Source organism: Streptomyces sp. NPDC002884, assembly GCF_040295245.1.
GTDB lineage: Bacteria > Actinomycetota > Actinomycetes > Streptomycetales > Streptomycetaceae > Streptomyces.
The window spans coordinates 826215-844632 of record NZ_JBEOVB010000001.1 but is presented as its reverse complement, the minus strand read 5'-3'; the positions used below and the strand labels follow the sequence as shown (position 1 = coordinate 844632).

The window sequence follows — 18418 nt, the reverse complement described above, 5'->3', positions numbered from 1 at the left end:
GATGTGTCACGGGCCGCATAGGGAGGCCCCGTTGGTGGCACGATGGTCTCGGGAGTGCGTACCGACCGAGGGTGTGTGATCAGTTGTGGCCATTTCACTGTCAGTGGTGCTGCTGTTGGCGATCATCCTGGTGGTGCTCGTCCGAGGGGGGTCGATCAAGGCGGGGCCGGCGATAGTCGCGATCCTGTTCGGCTTCTTCCTCGCCTCGACCGGCATGGCCCCGTCGATCAACCGGTTCCTCGACTCCCTCGCGGACACCATCAACTCGATCAGCTTCTGAGGCCCGCCCCCGCGTGTCCGGGCGGGCCGTCCGGACATGACGAGGGCCGGGTCGGAGAAGTGGATCTCCGACCCGGCCCGGGTCGTACAGAGCGGGCGACGGGAATCGAACCCGCGTAGCTAGTTTGGAAGACCGCGTATGCGGTTGCGGGCTGACCTGGAGAAACGCTGGCCTGCGTGTTCTCGCGACGCTCGCCGACGTTCCCCGCGGCTCCCCGCCGGTCGCTGCTCGATCGGGCACGCTGGGGGCACGGTCCGCCGCAGTGTTGAGTGTGACCCTCGACTCACCGCTCCGGGCCGCACATCATCCGGTTGAGCCGGCGCAACCGGCTCGCTGGGCAGCGGATCGACTCCACGGACCCGTACGGCCACGATATTGGCGGCGACGCGGGAAGGATCCGGGACCCTCGCCAAACGTCACTGGAAGGGCGCAGAGGCGTCCTTGGCGGGGAGTTCCGCGGTGGCCAGGCTGACCCAACGGTCTCAGTTGGTCGGGTATATGCGAATCAATCGACTGTAATACGGGCAAATCGGCGGCTCAACCAAGACGCGTTGCCGAGTTCGGGCTCCGGCCTGGGGGCGGCTGTCGCTCCGTCGGCCTCGGCCATCTCGTTGGCGAAGACGTTCCAGCACGTCTCGCAGAGCCTCGTCATGAGGCTGATCCGCCTGCGGTCACACACGGTCGGGCTCGCCTCTCCGTACCTATGGCATGAGTACCGCTCGCGATCCTCTACCGCCCCCATGGGTTCGAGTGTGAACGAATCTAGCTTGATCCCAGTAGATCGCGATTTAGACTCGTTTGAGGGATGCCCCCTCGCGCATGGCTGGCGGATGGCGTGCTGCAGCCGGGGTCTGCTCGGTATGGACTGGCTGAGCCTTGTTGAGTACGTAGAATCACTTGCGGCCTCGATGGGGTGAGCTGCCTAGGGGATGGGGACTGCGAATGCAAGATGGCGTGTTTGCCACCGCGGCGGCTGCCCTGGGGGCCACCACCGCAGGAGTCGCCGTCGGTTTTACGCTGTGGTCGAGCAGGCGGGGGTTCGAGCGCGAGCAGCGCGAGACGGCAAAACGTCTAGCCGGCTCGGGACCTGGTGGCGGCATCACGTGGGGCGACCTTGCTAGCGGCAACATCGCGGTCGTTGACCGTGAGGGCGGCGAACCGGATGGCGACGGCACTCAACCGCGCGAGGATGCGCGAAGGCGAGATGACCAGTTCGCGAGCGTGCTGATCGAGTACTACTCGTACGGGCTCACTCAGGCGCGCCGCAGTTTCTACGCAAGCCAGGTGATCTCTGCGATCGGCGTGCTGGTGATCCTTTCCGGCGTGACTCTGGCCATCTGGCGAGCAGAGACTAGCGGTGACATGTTCGCTTCAATTGTCACTAGCTGCTCGGGTGTCGTCTCCACGGTGATTGGGCAGTTGGTGCATCGGCGAGCGGATATTGCCTTGAAGCACATGGCCGATCAGACCGAGGCGCTTCGCGCCGACATGCTTGCCGAACGTGCTGGTGAACAGGCAATTGCACTGCTTGGTGAAGTGACGGACCCCGAGGTGAGGACCCGTCTGCAAGCTGGACTGATCATGAAACTCGCAGGCGCCGAGATGCCTGCGATTGGACCGCAGCTCCTTGAGGCGCCTTCAGTGGTGCCGGAACAGACGCAGCAACACTGAGGCGGAAGGGAAGATCCCCTTCACCTGCCCCCGCTGCCATCCCGTCTGCCGTCGACCCACACACCGTGGAGCGGGCGTGGTTCAGGGCGTCAAGGTGGAGCGCGCCACTGTACGAACGACCTTGACGCCCTGGGCCGCGTCTGCTCGGCTCTGCCTGGGTCGACGGCGGACGGGATGGCAGCATCCCCGCGCCTGCCATCTACGGGCCGGCACTCGCGAACGGTGCCCCCGCCATCCTGGAGCCTGAGCGCCCCCGCCGGAGGCATGTGTCTTTGCCTGTACCTGGTGGGCGAGCCGTGTAGCTGTCCCCTTGTAGCCCCGGCATGTATTTCGCCCCCTTGTGGGCGCGGGCGTCGACGGCGGGCCAGCCCCGGCGGCGAAGACGAGGAGGGGCAGGCCCGGCGGCGGCGACCGGCGCCGCCGCGCTGTGCGCGGCCCCTTTTCGAACGACGTGAGAAGACTGATCAGTCCTTGAGGTGCCGGGAATCGTCAGGTGGTCCCGCCGCCGTCGATGTGCTCTTTCCCCCTGGGCTCCGCCCACCTGGAGCGAGCGAAGCGAGCACTTGATGAGGTAGAGAAACCTGTAACAACTCAGCTCACGCCGCTTCGGTCGGCAAGCTCTCGGAGCGTCTCGGGTACGCGTCGGCCCGATAGTTGGATCAGGTCGCGGATGATCTCGCGGGCCAAGTGGTGATCGCGAATCTGCTCGGGCGCGTGAGTCTCGGCCTCCAGGAGCGCGGCGGTCGCCTCGCCCACGTGTCGGCGCTGCGAATGTGCCCGGGCTACGTCGAGCAGAAAGCGTGCCTGACGTTCGGCTGAGAGCCCACCAGCGTCGACTTCCGCCGCGATCTCCAACGCAAGTCCAGCGTCCCCCAGTTCTACGGCCGTGCTCACGGCGTGGAGCCTCACGTTCGTGGGGCCGAACTCGGTGTCGAAGTCGTTCCGGTCCTCGCCAAGACGCGTGGCGATCTCTCCTGCTCGGGTGAGGTGTACCTGCGTCTCGGATCGGTTGCCCTCCCGTGCGTTGATCACGGCAAGCACAAGGTTCATGGCGCCGAGAAGCGACAGTTCCTCTGGGGGACAGGCGGGGTTCTCTGCCCGTGGATCCAAGACGTCGACCGCCGACTTTGCGGCTTGCTCGGCCTGGTCCATGTGCTGCTGACGCATGAATGCGTGAGCCATACGAAAGAGGCTGGCCACCACCTCGAGCGGCTGGCCAGCCATCTCGGCTGCCTGCAAGGCGCGATCCGCGGCTACCCATGCGGCATCCGCCTGGTCCTGCCGGGTGAAGCTGGCGGCGGCTGCCTGGTAACTGCGTGCCCTGAGTGAGTGCAGCTCGACGCGATCGGCTGCCGGCGCGTGGCGTACCGCGACCTCGATTTCGGGGAGCAACTTGGCAAGGTGATCGCTCAAAGCCGCAAAGCTCGATGCGTGTACGTACTCCCATGCCTGGTCAACAAGGTCGCGGAACTCGACAAGCGTGGGCGCAGGGGAAGTCGGTGCGCGGTCGAACAGGCTGCCCAAGGCAGGGTGACCGGTGAGGGCCACGCGCAAGCCGTCTAGATCGTTGCTCTCCGGCTCGGCGGTCTCGTCCACAGGAGCTGCTAGGGACGGGGAGGCATCGGGACGGATCTCTCGTACGGAGACGCCCAGGGCATCGGCGAGGCCCTGAAGGATCGCCAGGCGTTCGACGGGCTGCACGCCACGCTCGACCTGGGACACCCAGCTCTCGGATCGCCCCATGGCGGTAGCGAGGTCGGCTTGCGACATACCTGCGGTCCGCCGAAGTTCCTTGATCCGCTGGCCGGTCGTGGGCGGGGGAGTACTCACTTCGCAGTCCCGGCCGGGTACTTGCCGGCGTACGGCTCCAGCCAGTCCACATCGGTCTTCTCGATGTACTGCGTGCGCTCGCTCAAGAAGCGCAGTGTGTGCGGCTGGCGTTCATGCTCCTCGAAGGCTGCCCGATCGGCGTAGATCTCGAAGAAGATCCGCTCGTTGGGCGCTCCCTCGACCGTGTGGCAGGCGTAGACCAGCGTTCCTGGCTCGTGCGCCTGAATCCCCGCTTCCGTCTCCTTCACCAGGGCATCGAAAGCATCTCCCGTGCCATCGCGCAGAGTGAAGCGGACAAAGAGAGCAAAGTTTGCCATAACTCCTCCTTCTTCCCGTAGCAGTCTCGCAGACTCAGAGTTTTGCTGCTAGTCGCAGATTTTCTGTTGACCCGCAGAAAAACTGCGAGTAGCTTCGGAGTTGTCAGGAAACAAGGCACCCCGGACTGCGTGCCATCCGCCAAGATCACAACGCAGCCCGGGGCTCATCCCACAAGGGGAGAACTCCATAATGCCGTCTTTCAAGATCGACACGTCGACCGCCTTGGTGTTCGTGGCAACCGCGCCGGAGCCGAAGGTGAAGAACTTCCAGACCGGCGAGCGGGCCGTGAACGCTGAGGGCCGGGCCATGTCGACCGTGGGCCTGCTGGTCTCGGACGAGGGGGAGGGCAACCTCCTGAAGGTCAACGTTCCGGAGAACGGCTTTCCGGAGGGCCTGGCACCCGGCATGCCCGTCACGGTGATCGGCCTCAAGGCTCGGGACTGGGAGAACGTGATCAAGGGCGAGAAGCGCTCGGGTATCTCGTTCAGCGCGGTCGCGATCACCCCGGCGGCCTGACCATGTCGGACCTGTCGGTGTGGCTCGAAGCCACAGGGGCGTTAGCAGGGGCCGGCGGTCTCGGCTACGCGAAGCACCGCGCCCCGGGCGTGTACTGGTCGCTGGTCGGCCTGCCGGTGACGTGGGGGCGATTCGCTCTCTCGTACCGGTCGACGATGGACGTGTGCGGGCTGACGGTCCGGCCCTCGCGCCTGCGGGCGTTCGTGACTCGCAACGTCGCCCGCCGTGAGGTGCAGCCGGTTCCGCCGAAGATCCGTCGGATGCGCGGCACGTCGACCGGACTGCGGGTCACCCTGCGGCTCCCGGCCGGCCTGGAGCCCGCCGACCTGATGGCGTCCTCGGAACGGCTGCGTCACGCGTGGGGTGTGCACTCGGTGACCGTGGTGGAAACGAAGCCCGGCTTCGTGGAGCTGCGGATGACCGGCTACGACGTCCTGCGCCGGGTGCGGATGCCGCGTAAGGCCCGGCCACGCGACCTGATCGTGCCGGTGGCTCTGCGGGAAGACGCGACGGTGTTCGAGCGGGACTACCGCAAGGCCCCGATGGCTCTCACTCTCGGGGCGAACCTGTCCGGCAAGTCGATGTTCCAGCGCAACCTGATCAAGGGGCTGGCGCAACTGCCGGTGGCGCTGGTCGGCATCGACTGCAAGCGCGGTGTGGAACAGTCCGGCTTCGCGCCCCGTCTCTCCGCGTTGGCCACCACCCCGGATGAAGCCGATTCGCTGCTCGGTGTCCTGGTCGCAGAGATGGAAGAGCGTTTCGACCTGCTGAGCCTGCATGGCGCTTCCGACCTGTGGGAGCTGCCAGAGAGCGTCCGGCCGGTGCCGGTGGTCGTCCTGGTCGACGAGGTTGCGGAGCTCTTCCTGATCTCCTCGCGCAAGGACGAGGAACGGCGCGAGCATCTCGTGACCTCGCTGATCCGGCTGGCTCAGATGGCCCGGGCGGCCGGCATCTACCTGGAGATCTGTGGCCAACGCTTCGGCTCCGAACTGGGCAAAGGCGCAACGATGCTCCGGGCCCAGCTCACCGGTCGGGTCGTGCACCGTGTCAACGACAAACAGACCGCCGAAATGGGCCTGGCGGACGTCGCTCCCGACGCTGTTCCGGTCGCGAGCCAGATTCCGATGGAACGCCCCGGAACGGCCGTCGCGGCGGATGCCTCCGGTGGCTGGTCGAAGATCCGCACCCCGGATACTTCCAAGGCCGAAGTGATCGCGGTCTGTCGGGAGTTCGTCCACCTGGTCCCGGACCTGCCGTTCCTGGACCCCTTCCGCCCCTTCGTGCCCGCTGAGACTCCGGCGGCCGGTCCGTCCCTGGTCAAGCCCCGCCCGGTCACGGAGTGATCGCCGTGGTCGCGCGAAAGGCCACCGCCCCGGAACCTCCGAAGTGCCCGGTCTGCCTGGGCTCCGGAGAGGTCTCCCGCACCGTCCACGTGGGCCGCAAGCGACGCCCGGTCGGCCAACAGACCGGCCTCTGCCTCAACTGCCTCGGCGCTGGCGTGATCTCAGCCGATGGCTGAAGGCGTCCTGGAGCCGGGCTGTCGACCCCAACCCGGCTCCGATCCTCATCCGTCTCGCCTGAATAGGGAGGCCCTTCCCATGCCTCAGCACGTGACAGCGCTGAACACCCTCCCGCCGGCTGAGTTTCTCAGCCAGCTCGCCGCCCTCCGGAACGCGCGCGATCAGTTGGACCAGCAGATACGAGCCCACTTGGCTTATGGCAGGGAGTTCGCTGGCCCGCGTCCCTACACGCTGGCGTCGCTCGCTGAGGCGGCAGGGCTCTCGGTGTCCGGCGTCCGCACCGCCTACACCGCTGTCGACCGCGACGCCGTTGCCCAGGTCCTGGGCCGCCCTCCGCGGAGCCAGACATGAGCGCCTCGACACAGTCCCTGCGCCCGGATGCTGTTCTTGTCCAAGCCGTCATCGCCGGCGCGCTGTCCTTCGCCCACCTGCATGACCTGGCCGAAGCTGCCGGACAGACCGGCTGGAAAGCCTGGGCCTATCCGATCTCGGTCGACCTGCTGTTGGTCGCCGCCTGGCGTCGTCTGCGGACCGCTCGTCGGGACCGCTCCGCGTGGACCTGGTTCGTGATCGCCCTGACCGCCTCGCTCGGTGCGAACATCGCGACCGCCGGGCTCCTCGACCTCGGCAACGTGCCGTCCTGGCTGCGGATCCTCGTCGCCGGCTGGCCCGCCCTCGCCTTCCTCGGCGGAACGCTCCTGGTTCACAGCCCCGCCGAACCGGCCGCTCCCGCACAGGCTGTGGACGAACCGGCCGCGCCGGAAGTCGAGATGCAGCGCACCGACGAACCCATCTCCGGCCCGGCCTTAACCGTGCCGGAACTGGCCCCCGCCCCATCGCAGCCCACGGCTGACGTCTCCGCGGTCCCGGCCGCGCTGCTGGACCACGCTCGAAAGATCGCCGATGCCCATCGGGCCTCTACCGGCAGCCCGATGCCCGCTGACGTCCTGTCCGCCCGACTGGGCCTGCCTGAACCGACCAGCGCAGCGATCGCCGCACAACTCCAACTCACCTGATCGGAAAGGACAGATCACCCATGGCCGTTCACCGCCGCTTCCGTGACCGCATCCGCATCGGCCCCGTCCAGGTCGCCACCTACTACGACCGGCGCGGCCGGGAGATGCACACCGCCGCCTGCACGGCCCCCGGCTGCGGCTTCTCCACCGACTACCGCGACCGCGCCGCCGCCGAACTTGCCGCCCGCACCCACCGCTGCACCGCCTAGGAGGCCCTCGTCATGGACGTCCCCCTCTGGCTCGCCGTGATCGCCGTCGGCTACCTCGGCATCAAGCTCGCCCGCCCGCCGTGGTGGCTGGTCGCCCTGCTCCTCCTCGGCGGCTACCTCGTCGCCGACAGCTTCCTCGCCCCCACCATCGCCACGATCGTCAAGTAGAAGGGACCGCCCTCGTGTTCACGCCGAAGTACCCGCCCCAGGACACTGCTCCGCCCGCCACGGCCCCCGCCCCGACCGTCCACACCGCGGCGCCCGTTCAGCCGTCGGCCACGGCGCCGCTCCCGGCCGCCCCGGTCTCCAACCGGCCCACCGTCCAGCTCACCCCGGGCAGTGCCCTCGCCCTCGCCGCCGGCGGTGGGGCCGTCGTCCTCGTCGTCGGCGCCGTCCTGGTCTCGCTCCTGCTCGCGGTCGCCATCACAGGCGTCTCCGTCGCCGTCGTCGCCGTTGTCCTGCGCGGGCTCGTCAACGACCTGCACAAGGGCAGGTGAGCGATGGAAACCGTGATCGCCGCCGCATTACCGGCGCTCGGCTGGGCCGTCCATGGTGGGCTCCTCGTCCGCCGCCTGGCCACCGCCCGCCGCGACCCGCTGACCGGCCTGCACACCCGTGCCGGATGGATCACCCGCGCCGAACACCTGCTCATCCGGCACCCGGCGGCACTGGTCGTCCTGATCGACTTGGACGACTTCAAGGCCACCAACGACACCCACGGCCATGCCGCCGGGGACGCGGTCCTCACCGCGACTGCCCGCCGGCTGCGTGACTGGTGCGGACGTCACGGCATCGCCGCCCGGCTCGGGGGAGACGAGTTCGCCGCCATCGTCACCGACCCCCGCCACACCCCGGGACTCGACACCCTGCGCAGCACCCTCGCCCGGCCCGTCCCGCACGCCGGCGTGCTGCTGCTGGTCTCCGCCTCGGTCGGCTCCTGCCACCGCACCGACCTGCCGGTCCCGACCCTTACCGACGCACTGTCCGCCGCCGACGCCGGGATGTACGCGGCCAAGGGACACGGCAGGCGCAACGTCCACAACTGAACGGCCCCCGGAGCGGCCTCGGTCGCCAAACTTCCGCCGCTCCGGGCGCCTGACCCCATCCAGATCCAACGGACCCGAAAGGGAAGCCTCATCATGCCCCAGCACGCCCGGAACACGCCCGTCTGCCGCGACTGCGACGGCTTCGCCACCGCCGCCATCACCACCGGCACCCGCCACCGTGACGGCACCCGCGTCACCCTCCGCGTGACCTGCCCGACCTGCAAGGGCACCGGCCGCACCCGTCCCGCCACCGCCTCGACCGTCCCGGCCGGGAGGTGACCGGCATGTTCCGCAAACTGCCCGCCAACCTCATCCCGACCGAGGAAAGTCCCGGCCTCCGCGTCCGCGGCGGCACGCAGTACACCCGCTCGCAAGGCGACTACGTATGCGGCGGCTGCGGTGCCGAGGACCACGCCAACGGCGACAACGACGTCAAGGCCCTGGTCGACGACTACACCGACAACCACGGCCCCGCCCACCGGAGGAAGTGACCGTGCCCGACACCGCCACCGCGGCGGGCCTGGACCCGGCCACCCTCGCCGACGTGCTGAGGCTGGCCGGGTCCCCCGGCTTCGACCGCATCCAAGACCAGATCCGCCGAACCGGCGGCTGCACCGACCCCATCCACCTCCAGGGCTCGACCGTCACCCGCGACAAGGCCACCGGACACGTCCTGCACCACTACGCGACAGACACCGAGCCCGGCGGCCGACTCCGGATCGCCTGCGGCAACCGCCGTGCCTCGCGCTGCCCCTCCTGCGCCTGGACCTACGCCGGCGACACCTACCACCTGATCCGCGCCGGACTCGTCGGCGACCCCGCCAAGGGCACCCCGCACACCATCCGCGATCACCCCCGCGTCTTCGCCACCCTGACCGCCCCGTCCTTCGGCCCGGTCCACAACCGCCCCGGCAACCGGCCCTGCCGCTGCGGCACCCGCCACGGCGAGGACGCGCCCGAACTCGGTACCCCGCTCAACGCCGGCACGTACGACTACGCGGGCGCGGTGCTGTGGAACAACCACGCATCCGACCTGTGGCGGTACTTCACGATCTACCTGCGCCGTGAGATCGCGAAGCGGGCTGGCCTCACGCAGAAAGACGCTCATGAGCAGGCGCGCATCTCGTTCGGCAAGGTCGCTGAGTACCAGAAGCGCGGTGCCGTGCACTTCCACGCAGTGATCCGCTTCGACGGACCGGACGGACCCGACTCCCCGCCCCCGGCCTGGGCGACCCTCGCCCTCCTCACCGGTGCGATTCATGCCGCCGCTGCCCGCGTCGCGGTCGACGTGCCACCCGCCCGGTATCAGCCCCACCCCGACCAGCCGGCCCGCACCGAACCGGCCCGCACCCTGCGCTGGGGCACCCAACTCGACGTCCAGGAGATCGGCGCCTTCGGCCACGGCGAAGAGATCACCGAACAGGCCGTCGCCTCCTACGTCGCCAAGTACGCCACCAAAGCAGCCGAGACCACCGGCACCGTCGACCGACGCATCGGCAACAAAGAAGCCCTCGTCCTCCTCGGCGTCCCCGATCACCCCCGCAGGCTCATCGAAGCCTGCCTTGACCTCCACCCGCTCTACCCGGACCGCAAGCTCCGTGACTGGGCTCACATGCTCGGCTTCCGCGGCCACTTCTCCACCAAGTCCCGCCGCTACTCGACCACCCTTGGCGCGCTCCGCCAGACCCGCGCCGACTACCGCGCTGCCCAACAGCGCGAAGCCCTCGGCCTGCCCGATCCCGACGACACGGAGGCAACGACCCTGACCCTCGCCCACTGGTCCTACGCCGGCCACGGCCACACCCCCGGCGAATCCTGGCTCGCCGCCAACATCCGCCGCGACATCCAACTCAACCGCGAGACCGCACGTGGAGAACTGCACGCAGACACGAGGGAGGGCGAGCATGGCTGACCGACTGCTCAATGTGGCTCAGGTCGCTGTACGGCTGGGGACCTGGGAGGAGAGCGGGGAGCGCTTCCCGCGTCGCCTGATCGAAGAGCGCCGGATCGCGTACGTCAAGGTCGGTCGCTACGTCCGCATCCCGGAGAGCGTGGTTGAAGCCTTCATCGCGGCCAACATGGTGCAGCCTCGTCGCGGGTCCGTTGCCCGGAAGGTGGCTGCCTGATGGCCGGCAAGCGTCGACAGTTCGGCCGGGTCCGCAAGCTGCCGTCCGGCCGCTACCAGGCCCGCTACGTTGGCCCTGACGGGCTCCTGCGGCCCGCCCCGGACACCTTCGCCACCAAGCGGGACGCTGACGACTGGTTGGCCGACAAACAGACCGAGATGCGGCGCGGGGACTGGCACGACCCGGACGCCGGAAAGGTGCCGTTCAGCGAGTACGCCGCCGCGTGGATCAGGGAACGCGAGCTGGCCACCACCACACGGCAGCTCTACAGGTCGCTCCTGCGTCAGCACCTCGAGCCCACCTTCGGCGCGGTCAACGTCGCCGAGATCTCGCCCCCGCTCGTCCGCCGTTGGCGCGCTGACAAACTCGCCGAAGGCACGGGCCCGACCACCGTCGCGAACGCGTACGCCCTACTACGCGGGATCATGCGCACGGCTGTAAGTGATCTGATGATCCGGCGCAACCCGTGCACGATCATAGGAGCCAGCACCGTGCACACCCCCGAACGGCCGACCGCGACGGTGCGAGAGGTGTACGACCTGGCCGACGCGATCCAGCCGCGCTACCGGGCGCTCGTGCTCATGGCCGGCTTCCTCGGCCTCCGCTTCGGCGAGCTGATCGGGCTGCATCGCCGTGACGTCGACCTCGACGGTGGATCCGTGCGCGTGCGCCGGGCCGTCGCCGAACTGAACAACGGGCAGCGGGAGATCAAGGCACCCAAAAGCGCGGCCGGCAAGCGCACCGTCGCCATTCCGGCCGCGATCCTCTCGGAGATCCGTGTACACCTGGACCTGTACGCCGAACACGGTGCTGACGGTCGGGTGTTTGTCGGAGCCAAGGGTGCGACTCCTCGCCGCAACCACTTCAACCGGCTGTGGCACAAGGCGTGTTCGGATGCCGGGATCAAGGGCCTGCACTTCCATGATCTCCGCCACACGGGCAACACCCTCGCCGCGTCGACCGGGGCGAGCACGCGTGAGCTGATGGCGCGCATGGGTCACAGCAGCGCTCGCGCCGCGCTGATCTATCAGCACGCTAGCGCCGACCGTGACCGACTGATCGCCGACGCCGTGAGCGGGCTCGTCAACAAGGGGCGCAAGGAAGCTCGGAAAGCCAAGAAGAAGCAAGATCGAAAGCCCAAGGGGCACGCGGGGGGCACGACGGGCTGAACGCAGCCCCCGAAAACGATCAGGGCCAGGCGGAGAAATCAACCTCCGACCTGGCCCTGAGCCGTACAGAGCGGGCGACGGGAATCGAACCCGCGTAGCTAGTTTGGAAGACTAGTGCTCTACCATTGAGCTACGCCCGCACACAACACGCCGCAGGTCAGTGACCGCGGCACTTCAGGCATCGTAGCGGGTCGGCGACCTGCCGCGCACACCCCGTTTCCGGGGCCCGCCGCGGCGCGCCCCGAGGCTCGGCAAAAGCGGCGGTCAGGCGGCCTGCGGGCATGTACCCTACGTGTCGCACCAGACGGGGTGTGGCGCAGCTTGGTAGCGCGTCCGCTTTGGGAGCGGAAGGCCGTGGGTTCAAATCCCGCCACCCCGACCAACGACCGGCCACCAGCGGTCATCGACTCGACCATCGGTGACCGATGAACGGCCATCACCGGCCGTCCTCGGCCATCTGCGCGGTCACCTCGCTTGATCGCCTTTGGGGCGTGTCGTCGCTGCCGTTACTATGCAAGCTGCACGCCCGTATGCCTCATCCTCTGGTAAGTCCTCCGGGCGGCACATCCGCGGGAGCCGGTCTGGCTCCGGCAGAAACCAAGAAGTCAGCCCCCAAGGAGACCGAACCGTGAAGAGCGCCGTGGAGACCCTGAACCCGACTCGGGTTCGGCTCAGCATCGAGGTGCCCTTCGAGGAGCTCAAGGACAGCCTCGACGCGGCGTACAAGAAGATCAACCAGCAGGTCACGGTGAAGGGCTTCCGTAAGGGCAAGATCCCCGCCCGGGTCATCGACCAGCGCTTCGGCCGTGGCGCCGTGCTGGAGGAGGCCGTCAACGACGCGCTGCCGAAGTTCTACACGGAGGCGGTCAACGAGGCCGAGATCGACGTCCTCGGCCAGCCCGAGGTCGACATCACGGAGCTGAAGGACGGCGAGACGCTGAACTTCACCGCCGAGGTCGACATCCGCCCGTCGCTGGAGCTCCCCGAGGACTTCTCCTCCATCGAGGTCGAGGTCGACGCCGTCGAGGTGTCCGAGGAGGACATCGACAAGGCGGTCGAGCAGCTCCGCGAGCGCTTCGCCTCGACCTCCCCGGTCGAGCGCGCCGCCGAGGACGGGGACGTCGTGACCGTCGACCTGGAGGCCAAGGTCGACGGCGAGATCCTCGAGGACGGCGTCGCCAGCGGCGTGTCCTACACCATCGGCTCGGGTGAGCTGCTGGAAGGCATCGACGAGGCCGTGAAGGGCCTGGAGGCCGGTGGCGAGGCCACCTTCTCCTCCGAGCTCAAGGGCGGCTCGGCGGCCGGCAAGGAGGCCGAGGTCACCGTCAAGGTCACCCAGGTCGCCGCCCGCGAGCTTCCCGAGCTGGACGACGAGTTCGCGCAGCTCGCCTCCGAGTTCGACACCCTCGAGGAGCTCAAGGCGGACAGCCGCAAGCGCCTCGAGAACACGAAGCAGTACGACCAGGCCACGCAGGCCCAGGAGCGCGTCCTGGAGAAGCTGCTGGAGCTCGTCGAGGTGCCCGTCCCCGAGAAGCTGCTCGAGGACGAGGTCAACACCCGCAAGCACAACCTGGAGCACCACCAGCTCGGCCAGATGGGCCTCGACCTCGACAAGTACCTGGAGATCCAGGGCAAGACCGCCGAGGAGTTCGAGACCGAGACCCGTGAGGCCGCGGTCAAGGGCATCAAGACCCAGTTCGTGCTCGACGAGCTCGTCAAGCGCGAGAAGCTGAACGTCAACCAGGAGGAGCTCACCGAGCACCTCATGCGCCGTGCCGCCTCCTCCGGCATGTCCCCCGACCAGTTCGCCCAGGCGGTCGTCGAGGGCGGCCAGGTTCCGCTCCTGGTCGGCGAGGTCGCGCGCGGCAAGGCTCTGGCCACGGTCGTCGAGTCCGCCACGGTGAAGGACACCAACGGCGAGGTCATCGACCTGGACGACGAGGAAGACACCGAGGAGGCCGCCGCCGAGGCGGAGACCTCCGAGGAGAACACCGAGGAGAAGACCGAGGCCTGAGCGGCCTCGCGTCTCCTCTGACGCAGACATGAGGGCCCCGGGGCGGTATGCGCTCCGGGGCCCTTCTGTCATCCGGCGGGACGGCCGGCGGGAGGCCCTCGGCCGGTCGGCGGGGCGGTCGTCGGTGCGGTCGGCGGGACGGCCTGCCCGGGAGGCGCGGGCGGGGTGCCGGTCCGCGGCTCCGCTGCGGAGCGCGACCGGCCACGATCGTCCGCGTGACGGCCCGCGCCGGCTCGCGAACGGGAGCCCCCCGTCTACGCCCCCGGCGAACACCCTCCTCTCCGGGATTCTCCGAAGGGACCCGCGCGTTAGGGTCCATGAGTACGAGGGCAGGGGAGTCTCCGTTGCCCCCAGCAGTACACGTGAGACGGCCCGGCGCCGTCGTAAGACGAGCAGGTGGATACGTGACGAATCTGATGCCCACAGCCGCCGGCGACCCCATCGGTGGTGGCCTCGGCGACCAGGTCTACAACCGGCTGCTCGGCGAGCGGATCATCTTCCTCGGCCAGGCGGTCGACGACGACATCGCCAACAAGATCACCGCACAGCTGCTGCTCCTTGCCGCCGATCCGGACAAGGACATCTACCTGTACATCAACAGCCCCGGCGGCTCGATCACGGCCGGCATGGCGATCTACGACACGATGCAGTTCATCAAGAACGACGTGGTGACCATCGCCATGGGCCTCGCGGCCTCCATGGGGCAGTTCCTGCTCAGCGCGGGCACTCCCGGCAAGCGCTTCGCGCTGCCGAACGCCGAGATCCTGATCCACCAGCCCTCCGCGGGTCTGGCGGGGTCGGCCTCCGACATCAAGATCCACGCCGAGCGGCTGCTGCACACCAAGAAGCGCATGGCCGAGCTGACCTCGCAGCACACCGGCCAGACGGTCGAGCAGGTCACCCGCGACTCGGACCGCGACCGCTGGTTCGACGCCTTCGAGGCCAAGGAGTACGGCCTCATCGACGACGTCATCCCGACGGCTGCCGGCATGCCGGGCGGCGGCGGTACCGGGGCGGCCTGAGGACCACTGACGGCAGCAGGGCCACGCAGGGCGCTCCGCGGAGCCCCCTGACTCCCTGAGCCCCTTCCGGAGTCTCCGGGAGCACCCCGGAGCCCCGCGGAGTTCCGAAAGCCCTCGAAGGCCCCGGAGTTCCGAAGCCCCGGGAGCCCGCCGGAGGCACCGAGCGGCACCCGGCGGCACCGGGAGTCCCGGAGCCCCCGGGAGGCCCTCCGGGACTCCCGGACTTCCAGGAGCTCCCTCGGAGCCTCTCCGGAGGCCCCGAAGCCCCCGGAAGTCCCTGGGAGCCCTGGGAGGCCGCCCGGAGCCCTCAGGGGCCCCGCCGGGCCTCCTGGGCCACAGAGGCCCCCTGAAGCCGTCAGCGCCCCATCCAGCCCCTCCAGCCCACCGCCCCAGTCCTCTTTTCAGGAGACACCGTGAACGACTTCCCCGGCAGCGGCATCTACGCCCGCACCGAGGCCGAATACACCGGCCCTCGCGCCGAATCCCGCTACGTCATCCCGCGCTTCGTCGAGCGCACCTCCCAGGGCGTCCGCGAGTACGACCCGTACGCGAAGCTCTTCGAGGAGCGCGTGATCTTCCTGGGCGTGCAGATCGACGACGCCTCCGCCAACGACGTCATGGCGCAGCTGCTGTGCCTGGAGTCGATGGACCCCGACCGGGACATCTCGGTCTACATCAACAGCCCCGGCGGCTCCTTCACGGCGCTGACCGCGATCTACGACACGATGCAGTTCGTGAAGCCCGACATCCAGACGGTCTGCATGGGTCAGGCGGCCTCCGCCGCGGCGATCCTGCTGGCCGCCGGTACGCCGGGCAAGCGCATGGCGCTGCCGAACGCGCGTGTGCTGATCCACCAGCCCTACAGCGAGACCGGCCGCGGTCAGGTCTCGGACCTGGAGATCGCCGCCAACGAGATCCTCCGGATGCGTGCGCAGCTGGAGGACATGCTGGCCAAGCACTCGACCACGCCGATCGAGAAGATCCGCGAGGACATCGAGCGCGACAAGATCCTCACGGCCGAGGACGCCCTGGCGTACGGCCTGGTCGACCAGATCATTTCCACCCGCAAGCTGAACAACAACTCGCTCGTTTAGCGCACGGGGTCGTCCCGTTCGGGCCCCCCTCGGCACGGTGTGACACGGTCCACGTCACAGTGAACCGTGCCAAGGGGGGCCCGAACGGGGGGCCCGGCAAGGTACCGTCGGGATAAGGCAGCACCAGGAGCCGCTGGATTCGAAAGCGTCCAGTCGTCTCCCAGGCGAAGGGGAAGCACACCGTGGCACGCATCGGTGACGGCGGCGATCTGCTCAAGTGCTCGTTCTGCGGCAAGAGCCAGAAGCAGGTCAAGAAGCTCATCGCAGGGCCCGGTGTGTACATCTGCGACGAGTGCATCGATCTCTGCAACGAGATCATCGAGGAAGAGCTCGCGGAGACGAGCGAGGTCCGCTGGGAGGAACTCCCGAAGCCGCGCGAGATCTACGAGTTCCTCGAGGGCTACGTGGTGGGCCAGGAGCCCGCCAAGAAGGCCCTGTCGGTCGCGGTGTACAACCACTACAAGCGCGTCCAGGCGGGTGAGAACGGCGGCGCCCAAGGCCGCGAGGACGCCATCGAGTTGGCGAAGTCCAACATCCTCCTGCTCGGCCCCACGGGCTCGGGCAAGACGCTCCTGGCACAGACCCTGGCGCGCATGCTGAACGTCCCGTTCGCCATCGCCGACGCCACGGCGCTGACCGAGGCGGGCTACGTCGGCGAGGACGTCGAGAACATCCTGCTGAAGCTGATCCAGGCCGCGGACTACGACGTCAAGAAGGCCGAGACCGGGATCATCTACATCGATGAGATCGACAAGGTCGCGCGCAAGAGCGAGAACCCCTCCATCACCCGTGACGTGTCGGGCGAGGGCGTGCAGCAGGCCCTGCTGAAGATCCTGGAGGGCACCACCGCCTCGGTCCCGCCGCAGGGCGGCCGCAAGCACCCGCACCAGGAGTTCATCCAGATCGACACGACGAACGTGCTGTTCATCGTGGGCGGCGCCTTCTCGGGCCTGGAGAAGATCATCGAGACCCGGGCCGGCGCCAAGGGCATCGGCTTCGGCGCTACGATCCGCTCCAAGCGCGAGCTGGAGTCCAAGGACCAGTTCGAGGCCGTCATGCCGGAGGACCTGGTCAAGTTCGGCATGATCCCGGAGTTCATCGGCCGTCTCCCGGTCATCACCTCGGTCCACAACCTGGACCGCGAGGCGCTCCTCCAGATCCTGATCGAGCCGCGCAACGCGCTGGTGAAGCAGTACCAGCGGCTCTTCGAACTCGACGGTGTGGAGCTGGACTTCGAGCGGGAGGCGCTGGAGGCCATCGCCGACCAGGCCATCCTCCGCCAGACCGGCGCGCGCGGACTGCGCGCCATCATGGAGGAAGTCCTCCAGGGGGTCATGTACGAGGTTCCGTCCCGCAAGGACGTGGCCCGCGTCGTCATCACGGCGGACGTGGTCCTCTCCAACGTCAACCCGACCCTGATCCCGCGTGACGCGCGCGGCGGCCGCGGCCCGGGCGAGCAGAAGACCGCCTGATCCACACCCGTACGACGAAGGGGCCCCGGTCGGTCGACCGGGGCCCCTTCGTCGTGAGGTCGAGCAGTGCGGAGCGTCAGGACTTGACGCGGACCTCGTCACGCAGCTTCGTGGTGATGTCGATCGCCACGTCCTTGGTGATGCCCTTCGTCGCGTCACCCGGCGAGACCATGGCGATGGTGCTGTAGTCGGCCCAGGCGCAGAACCAGTCGGTCTTCTCCTGCTTGGTGAGCGTGTCGGTGCCCTTGGCCGCCTGGCACTTCATGACCGCGCCGTCGAGGTCGGCCGCCACCGGCTCGCCGACCAGCTCGGTCGCGGCGCCGCTGCTGCTGGACTCGGAGGAGCTCTCCTCGGACGACTTCTTGAAGCCGGCGAAGAAGGCGTCGAGCGCCGTCTCGGGGTCGGCGATCGTGCCGTAGGCGCCGGCGTAGGTGATGCCCTTGGCCGTCGCGAGCTCGGACGCGTCGGGGACGGTGCTCGGGTCCTCGGGGTCGTACCCGCTCAGGTCCGCCGTCGAGTAGACGCCGATGACCGACTTGCCGTCCTTGACGCCGCTCTTCTCCAGCTCCGCCGCCGTGTCGTCGCCGGCGCTCGCGCCGTCGTCGGAGGCCCGCGTGTACTCGGTGAGCACCTTCGTCGGCGTGGCCAGCTTGTGGGCGCCGTCGTCCTTCAGGCCGCCCGCGCCGCCGCCTCCGCCGATCACGAAGTACGCGCCCACGCCGATCGCGGCGACGACCGCGACCGCGCCGACGATGATGCCGGCCTTCTTCCCGCCGCCGCTCGGCGGCGGGGGCTGCGGGACGCCGTAGGGAGGCTGGCCGTAGGGGGGCTGCTGGCCGTAAGGAGGCGTCGGCTGCTGGCCGTACGGCGGCTGCTGGCCGTAGGGCGGGGTCTGCGGGGGGACGCCCTGCGGGGGCTGCTGCGGGTAGCCGTAGCCGGGCTGCGGGGCGGGAGGCTGCTGGGGGTAGCCGTAGCCGGGCTGAGGTGCCTGTGGCGGCTGACCGTACGGGCCGGGCTGGCCGTACGGTCCGGGCTGCTGGGGCGGCCCGCCGTACGGGCCCGGCTGGTTGTGACTCATTTCTGGGTTCCCCTCCAGTGCTTATGTGATTTTCACA

General features: G+C 68.7%; 23 protein-coding genes and 2 tRNA genes. 21 read left to right on the top strand and 4 right to left on the bottom strand.

Annotated elements, in window-relative coordinates; translation table 11 throughout:
• Positions 1-85 precede the first annotated feature (85 nt).
• Entirely contained in the window at positions 86-280 is a 195-nt protein-coding gene (locus ABT070_RS03720; protein ID WP_351754074.1) for a hypothetical protein, read from the top strand.
• 942 nt (positions 281-1222) lie between these two features.
• Positions 1223-1951, top strand: a complete 729-nt coding sequence (locus ABT070_RS03715) for a TRADD-N-associated membrane domain-containing protein (protein WP_351754071.1) — start codon at positions 1223-1225, stop codon at positions 1949-1951.
• A 591-nt stretch (positions 1952-2542) separates the two neighbouring features.
• Here ABT070_RS03715 and ABT070_RS03710 read toward each other — a convergent pair.
• Both ABT070_RS03710 and ABT070_RS03705 read right to left on the bottom strand, forming a co-directional pair.
• Positions 2543-3781 carry a helix-turn-helix domain-containing protein gene (locus ABT070_RS03710; protein ID WP_351754069.1) on the bottom strand — a complete coding sequence of 413 codons (1239 nt, stop codon included), beginning with the start codon at positions 3779-3781 and terminating at the stop codon, positions 2543-2545.
• Positions 3778-4098: a putative quinol monooxygenase gene (locus tag ABT070_RS03705; protein ID WP_351754067.1), complete on the bottom strand. Its 321-nt coding sequence runs from the start codon at positions 4096-4098 to the stop codon at positions 3778-3780. The genes ABT070_RS03710 and ABT070_RS03705 overlap by 4 nt, the downstream gene beginning before the upstream one ends.
• A 190-nt stretch (positions 4099-4288) precedes the next feature.
• On the opposite strand from ABT070_RS03705, the gene ABT070_RS03700 reads away from it, so the two are divergent.
• The 14 genes from ABT070_RS03700 (at position 4289) to ABT070_RS03635 (ending at position 11701) form a co-directional block, all read left to right on the top strand.
• Positions 4289-4615, top strand: coding sequence for an SCO3933 family regulatory protein (locus ABT070_RS03700; protein ID WP_030792406.1), 327 nt, complete (start codon positions 4289-4291; stop codon positions 4613-4615).
• A gap of 2 nt (positions 4616-4617) precedes the next feature.
• Entirely contained in the window at positions 4618-5958 is a 1341-nt protein-coding gene (locus ABT070_RS03695) for an FtsK/SpoIIIE domain-containing protein (protein WP_351754064.1), read from the top strand.
• Complete coding sequence (locus tag ABT070_RS03690; RefSeq protein ID WP_351754062.1) at positions 5955-6134, top strand: hypothetical protein; 180 nt, start codon at positions 5955-5957, stop codon at positions 6132-6134. The genes ABT070_RS03695 and ABT070_RS03690 overlap by 4 nt, the downstream gene beginning before the upstream one ends.
• Before the next feature lie 79 nt (positions 6135-6213).
• Positions 6214-6486: a hypothetical protein gene (locus ABT070_RS03685; protein WP_351754060.1), complete on the top strand. Its 273-nt coding sequence runs from the start codon at positions 6214-6216 to the stop codon at positions 6484-6486.
• Entirely contained in the window at positions 6483-7151 is a 669-nt protein-coding gene (locus ABT070_RS03680; protein WP_351754058.1) for a DUF2637 domain-containing protein, read from the top strand. The genes ABT070_RS03685 and ABT070_RS03680 overlap by 4 nt, the downstream gene beginning before the upstream one ends.
• Positions 7152-7171: 20 nt before the next feature.
• Positions 7172-7360 (top strand): mobile element transfer protein, encoded by a 189-nt coding sequence (locus ABT070_RS03675; RefSeq protein ID WP_351754055.1) that lies wholly within the window; start codon positions 7172-7174, stop codon positions 7358-7360.
• A 12-nt stretch (positions 7361-7372) separates the two neighbouring features.
• Complete coding sequence (locus ABT070_RS03670) at positions 7373-7528, top strand: hypothetical protein (protein ID WP_328479507.1); 156 nt, start codon at positions 7373-7375, stop codon at positions 7526-7528.
• 14 nt (positions 7529-7542) lie between these two features.
• Complete coding sequence (locus tag ABT070_RS03665) at positions 7543-7857, top strand: SpdD protein (RefSeq protein ID WP_351754052.1); 315 nt, start codon at positions 7543-7545, stop codon at positions 7855-7857.
• 3 nt (positions 7858-7860) lie between these two features.
• Entirely contained in the window at positions 7861-8406 is a 546-nt protein-coding gene (locus ABT070_RS03660; protein ID WP_351754050.1) for a GGDEF domain-containing protein, read from the top strand.
• Between the two features lie 93 nt (positions 8407-8499).
• Entirely contained in the window at positions 8500-8685 is a 186-nt protein-coding gene (locus ABT070_RS03655; RefSeq protein WP_351754047.1) for a hypothetical protein, read from the top strand.
• A 5-nt stretch (positions 8686-8690) separates the two neighbouring features.
• A complete protein-coding gene (locus ABT070_RS03650) occupies positions 8691-8897 on the top strand; it encodes a hypothetical protein (RefSeq protein ID WP_351754045.1) in 207 nt (68 codons plus the stop codon).
• A gap of 2 nt (positions 8898-8899) precedes the next feature.
• Positions 8900-10318, top strand: coding sequence for a replication initiator protein RepSA (repSA, locus tag ABT070_RS03645; protein ID WP_351754043.1), 1419 nt, complete (start codon positions 8900-8902; stop codon positions 10316-10318).
• Complete coding sequence (locus tag ABT070_RS03640; protein WP_351754040.1) at positions 10311-10532, top strand: excisionase family DNA-binding protein; 222 nt, start codon at positions 10311-10313, stop codon at positions 10530-10532. Before repSA ends, ABT070_RS03640 begins: the two co-directional genes overlap by 8 nt.
• Positions 10532-11701: a tyrosine-type recombinase/integrase gene (locus tag ABT070_RS03635; protein ID WP_351754037.1), complete on the top strand. Its 1170-nt coding sequence runs from the start codon at positions 10532-10534 to the stop codon at positions 11699-11701. Before ABT070_RS03640 ends, ABT070_RS03635 begins: the two co-directional genes overlap by 1 nt.
• A 69-nt stretch (positions 11702-11770) precedes the next feature.
• On the opposite strand, the gene ABT070_RS03630 is transcribed toward ABT070_RS03635, so the two are convergent.
• Positions 11771-11841, bottom strand: a tRNA-Gly gene (locus tag ABT070_RS03630).
• A gap of 165 nt (positions 11842-12006) precedes the next feature.
• Between ABT070_RS03630 and ABT070_RS03625 the strand changes: the two genes are divergently transcribed.
• The 5 genes from ABT070_RS03625 to clpX all read left to right on the top strand — a co-directional run bounded on the left by ABT070_RS03625 (position 12007) and on the right by clpX (position 17303).
• Positions 12007-12083 (top strand) — tRNA-Pro (locus ABT070_RS03625).
• Positions 12084-12329: 246 nt separating this feature from the next.
• On the top strand, positions 12330-13715 hold the full coding sequence (gene tig / locus ABT070_RS03620; protein WP_351754034.1) for a trigger factor: 1386 nt from the start codon (positions 12330-12332) through the stop codon (positions 13713-13715).
• A gap of 416 nt (positions 13716-14131) precedes the next feature.
• Positions 14132-14737, top strand: a complete 606-nt coding sequence (locus tag ABT070_RS03615) for an ATP-dependent Clp protease proteolytic subunit (RefSeq protein ID WP_028806515.1) — start codon at positions 14132-14134, stop codon at positions 14735-14737.
• A gap of 413 nt (positions 14738-15150) precedes the next feature.
• The gene (locus ABT070_RS03610) at positions 15151-15831 is read left to right on the top strand and encodes an ATP-dependent Clp protease proteolytic subunit (protein WP_351754032.1); all 681 of its coding nucleotides are present in this window, start codon (positions 15151-15153) and stop codon (positions 15829-15831) included.
• 182 nt (positions 15832-16013) lie between these two features.
• The gene (gene clpX / locus ABT070_RS03605; RefSeq protein WP_351754030.1) at positions 16014-17303 is read left to right on the top strand and encodes an ATP-dependent Clp protease ATP-binding subunit ClpX; all 1290 of its coding nucleotides are present in this window, start codon (positions 16014-16016) and stop codon (positions 17301-17303) included.
• Positions 17304-17379: 76 nt separating this feature from the next.
• Here the strand turns inward: clpX and ABT070_RS03600 are convergent, their stop codons facing one another.
• The gene (locus tag ABT070_RS03600; protein WP_351754027.1) at positions 17380-18381 is read right to left on the bottom strand and encodes a hypothetical protein; all 1002 of its coding nucleotides are present in this window, start codon (positions 18379-18381) and stop codon (positions 17380-17382) included.
• Between the last annotated feature and the right edge of the window lie 37 nt (positions 18382-18418).

Coding starts and splice junctions, on each gene's coding strand:
- ABT070_RS03715 (WP_351754071.1), top strand. CDS start 1,223: ATGCAAGATGGCGTGTTTGCCACCGCGGCGGCTGCCCTGGGGGCCACC.
- ABT070_RS03705 (WP_351754067.1), bottom strand. CDS start 4,098: ATGGCAAACTTTGCTCTCTTTGTCCGCTTCACTCTGCGCGATGGCACG.
- ABT070_RS03700 (WP_030792406.1), top strand. CDS start 4,289: ATGCCGTCTTTCAAGATCGACACGTCGACCGCCTTGGTGTTCGTGGCA.
- ABT070_RS03695 (WP_351754064.1), top strand. CDS start 4,618: ATGTCGGACCTGTCGGTGTGGCTCGAAGCCACAGGGGCGTTAGCAGGG.
- ABT070_RS03685 (WP_351754060.1), top strand. CDS start 6,214: ATGCCTCAGCACGTGACAGCGCTGAACACCCTCCCGCCGGCTGAGTTT.
- ABT070_RS03680 (WP_351754058.1), top strand. CDS start 6,483: ATGAGCGCCTCGACACAGTCCCTGCGCCCGGATGCTGTTCTTGTCCAA.
- ABT070_RS03675 (WP_351754055.1), top strand. CDS start 7,172: ATGGCCGTTCACCGCCGCTTCCGTGACCGCATCCGCATCGGCCCCGTC.
- ABT070_RS03670 (WP_328479507.1), top strand. CDS start 7,373: ATGGACGTCCCCCTCTGGCTCGCCGTGATCGCCGTCGGCTACCTCGGC.
- ABT070_RS03660 (WP_351754050.1), top strand. CDS start 7,861: ATGGAAACCGTGATCGCCGCCGCATTACCGGCGCTCGGCTGGGCCGTC.
- ABT070_RS03655 (WP_351754047.1), top strand. CDS start 8,500: ATGCCCCAGCACGCCCGGAACACGCCCGTCTGCCGCGACTGCGACGGC.
- ABT070_RS03650 (WP_351754045.1), top strand. CDS start 8,691: ATGTTCCGCAAACTGCCCGCCAACCTCATCCCGACCGAGGAAAGTCCC.
- ABT070_RS03640 (WP_351754040.1), top strand. CDS start 10,311: ATGGCTGACCGACTGCTCAATGTGGCTCAGGTCGCTGTACGGCTGGGG.
- ABT070_RS03635 (WP_351754037.1), top strand. CDS start 10,532: ATGGCCGGCAAGCGTCGACAGTTCGGCCGGGTCCGCAAGCTGCCGTCC.
- ABT070_RS03615 (WP_028806515.1), top strand. CDS start 14,132: ATGCCCACAGCCGCCGGCGACCCCATCGGTGGTGGCCTCGGCGACCAG.
- ABT070_RS03600 (WP_351754027.1), bottom strand. CDS start 18,381: ATGAGTCACAACCAGCCGGGCCCGTACGGCGGGCCGCCCCAGCAGCCC.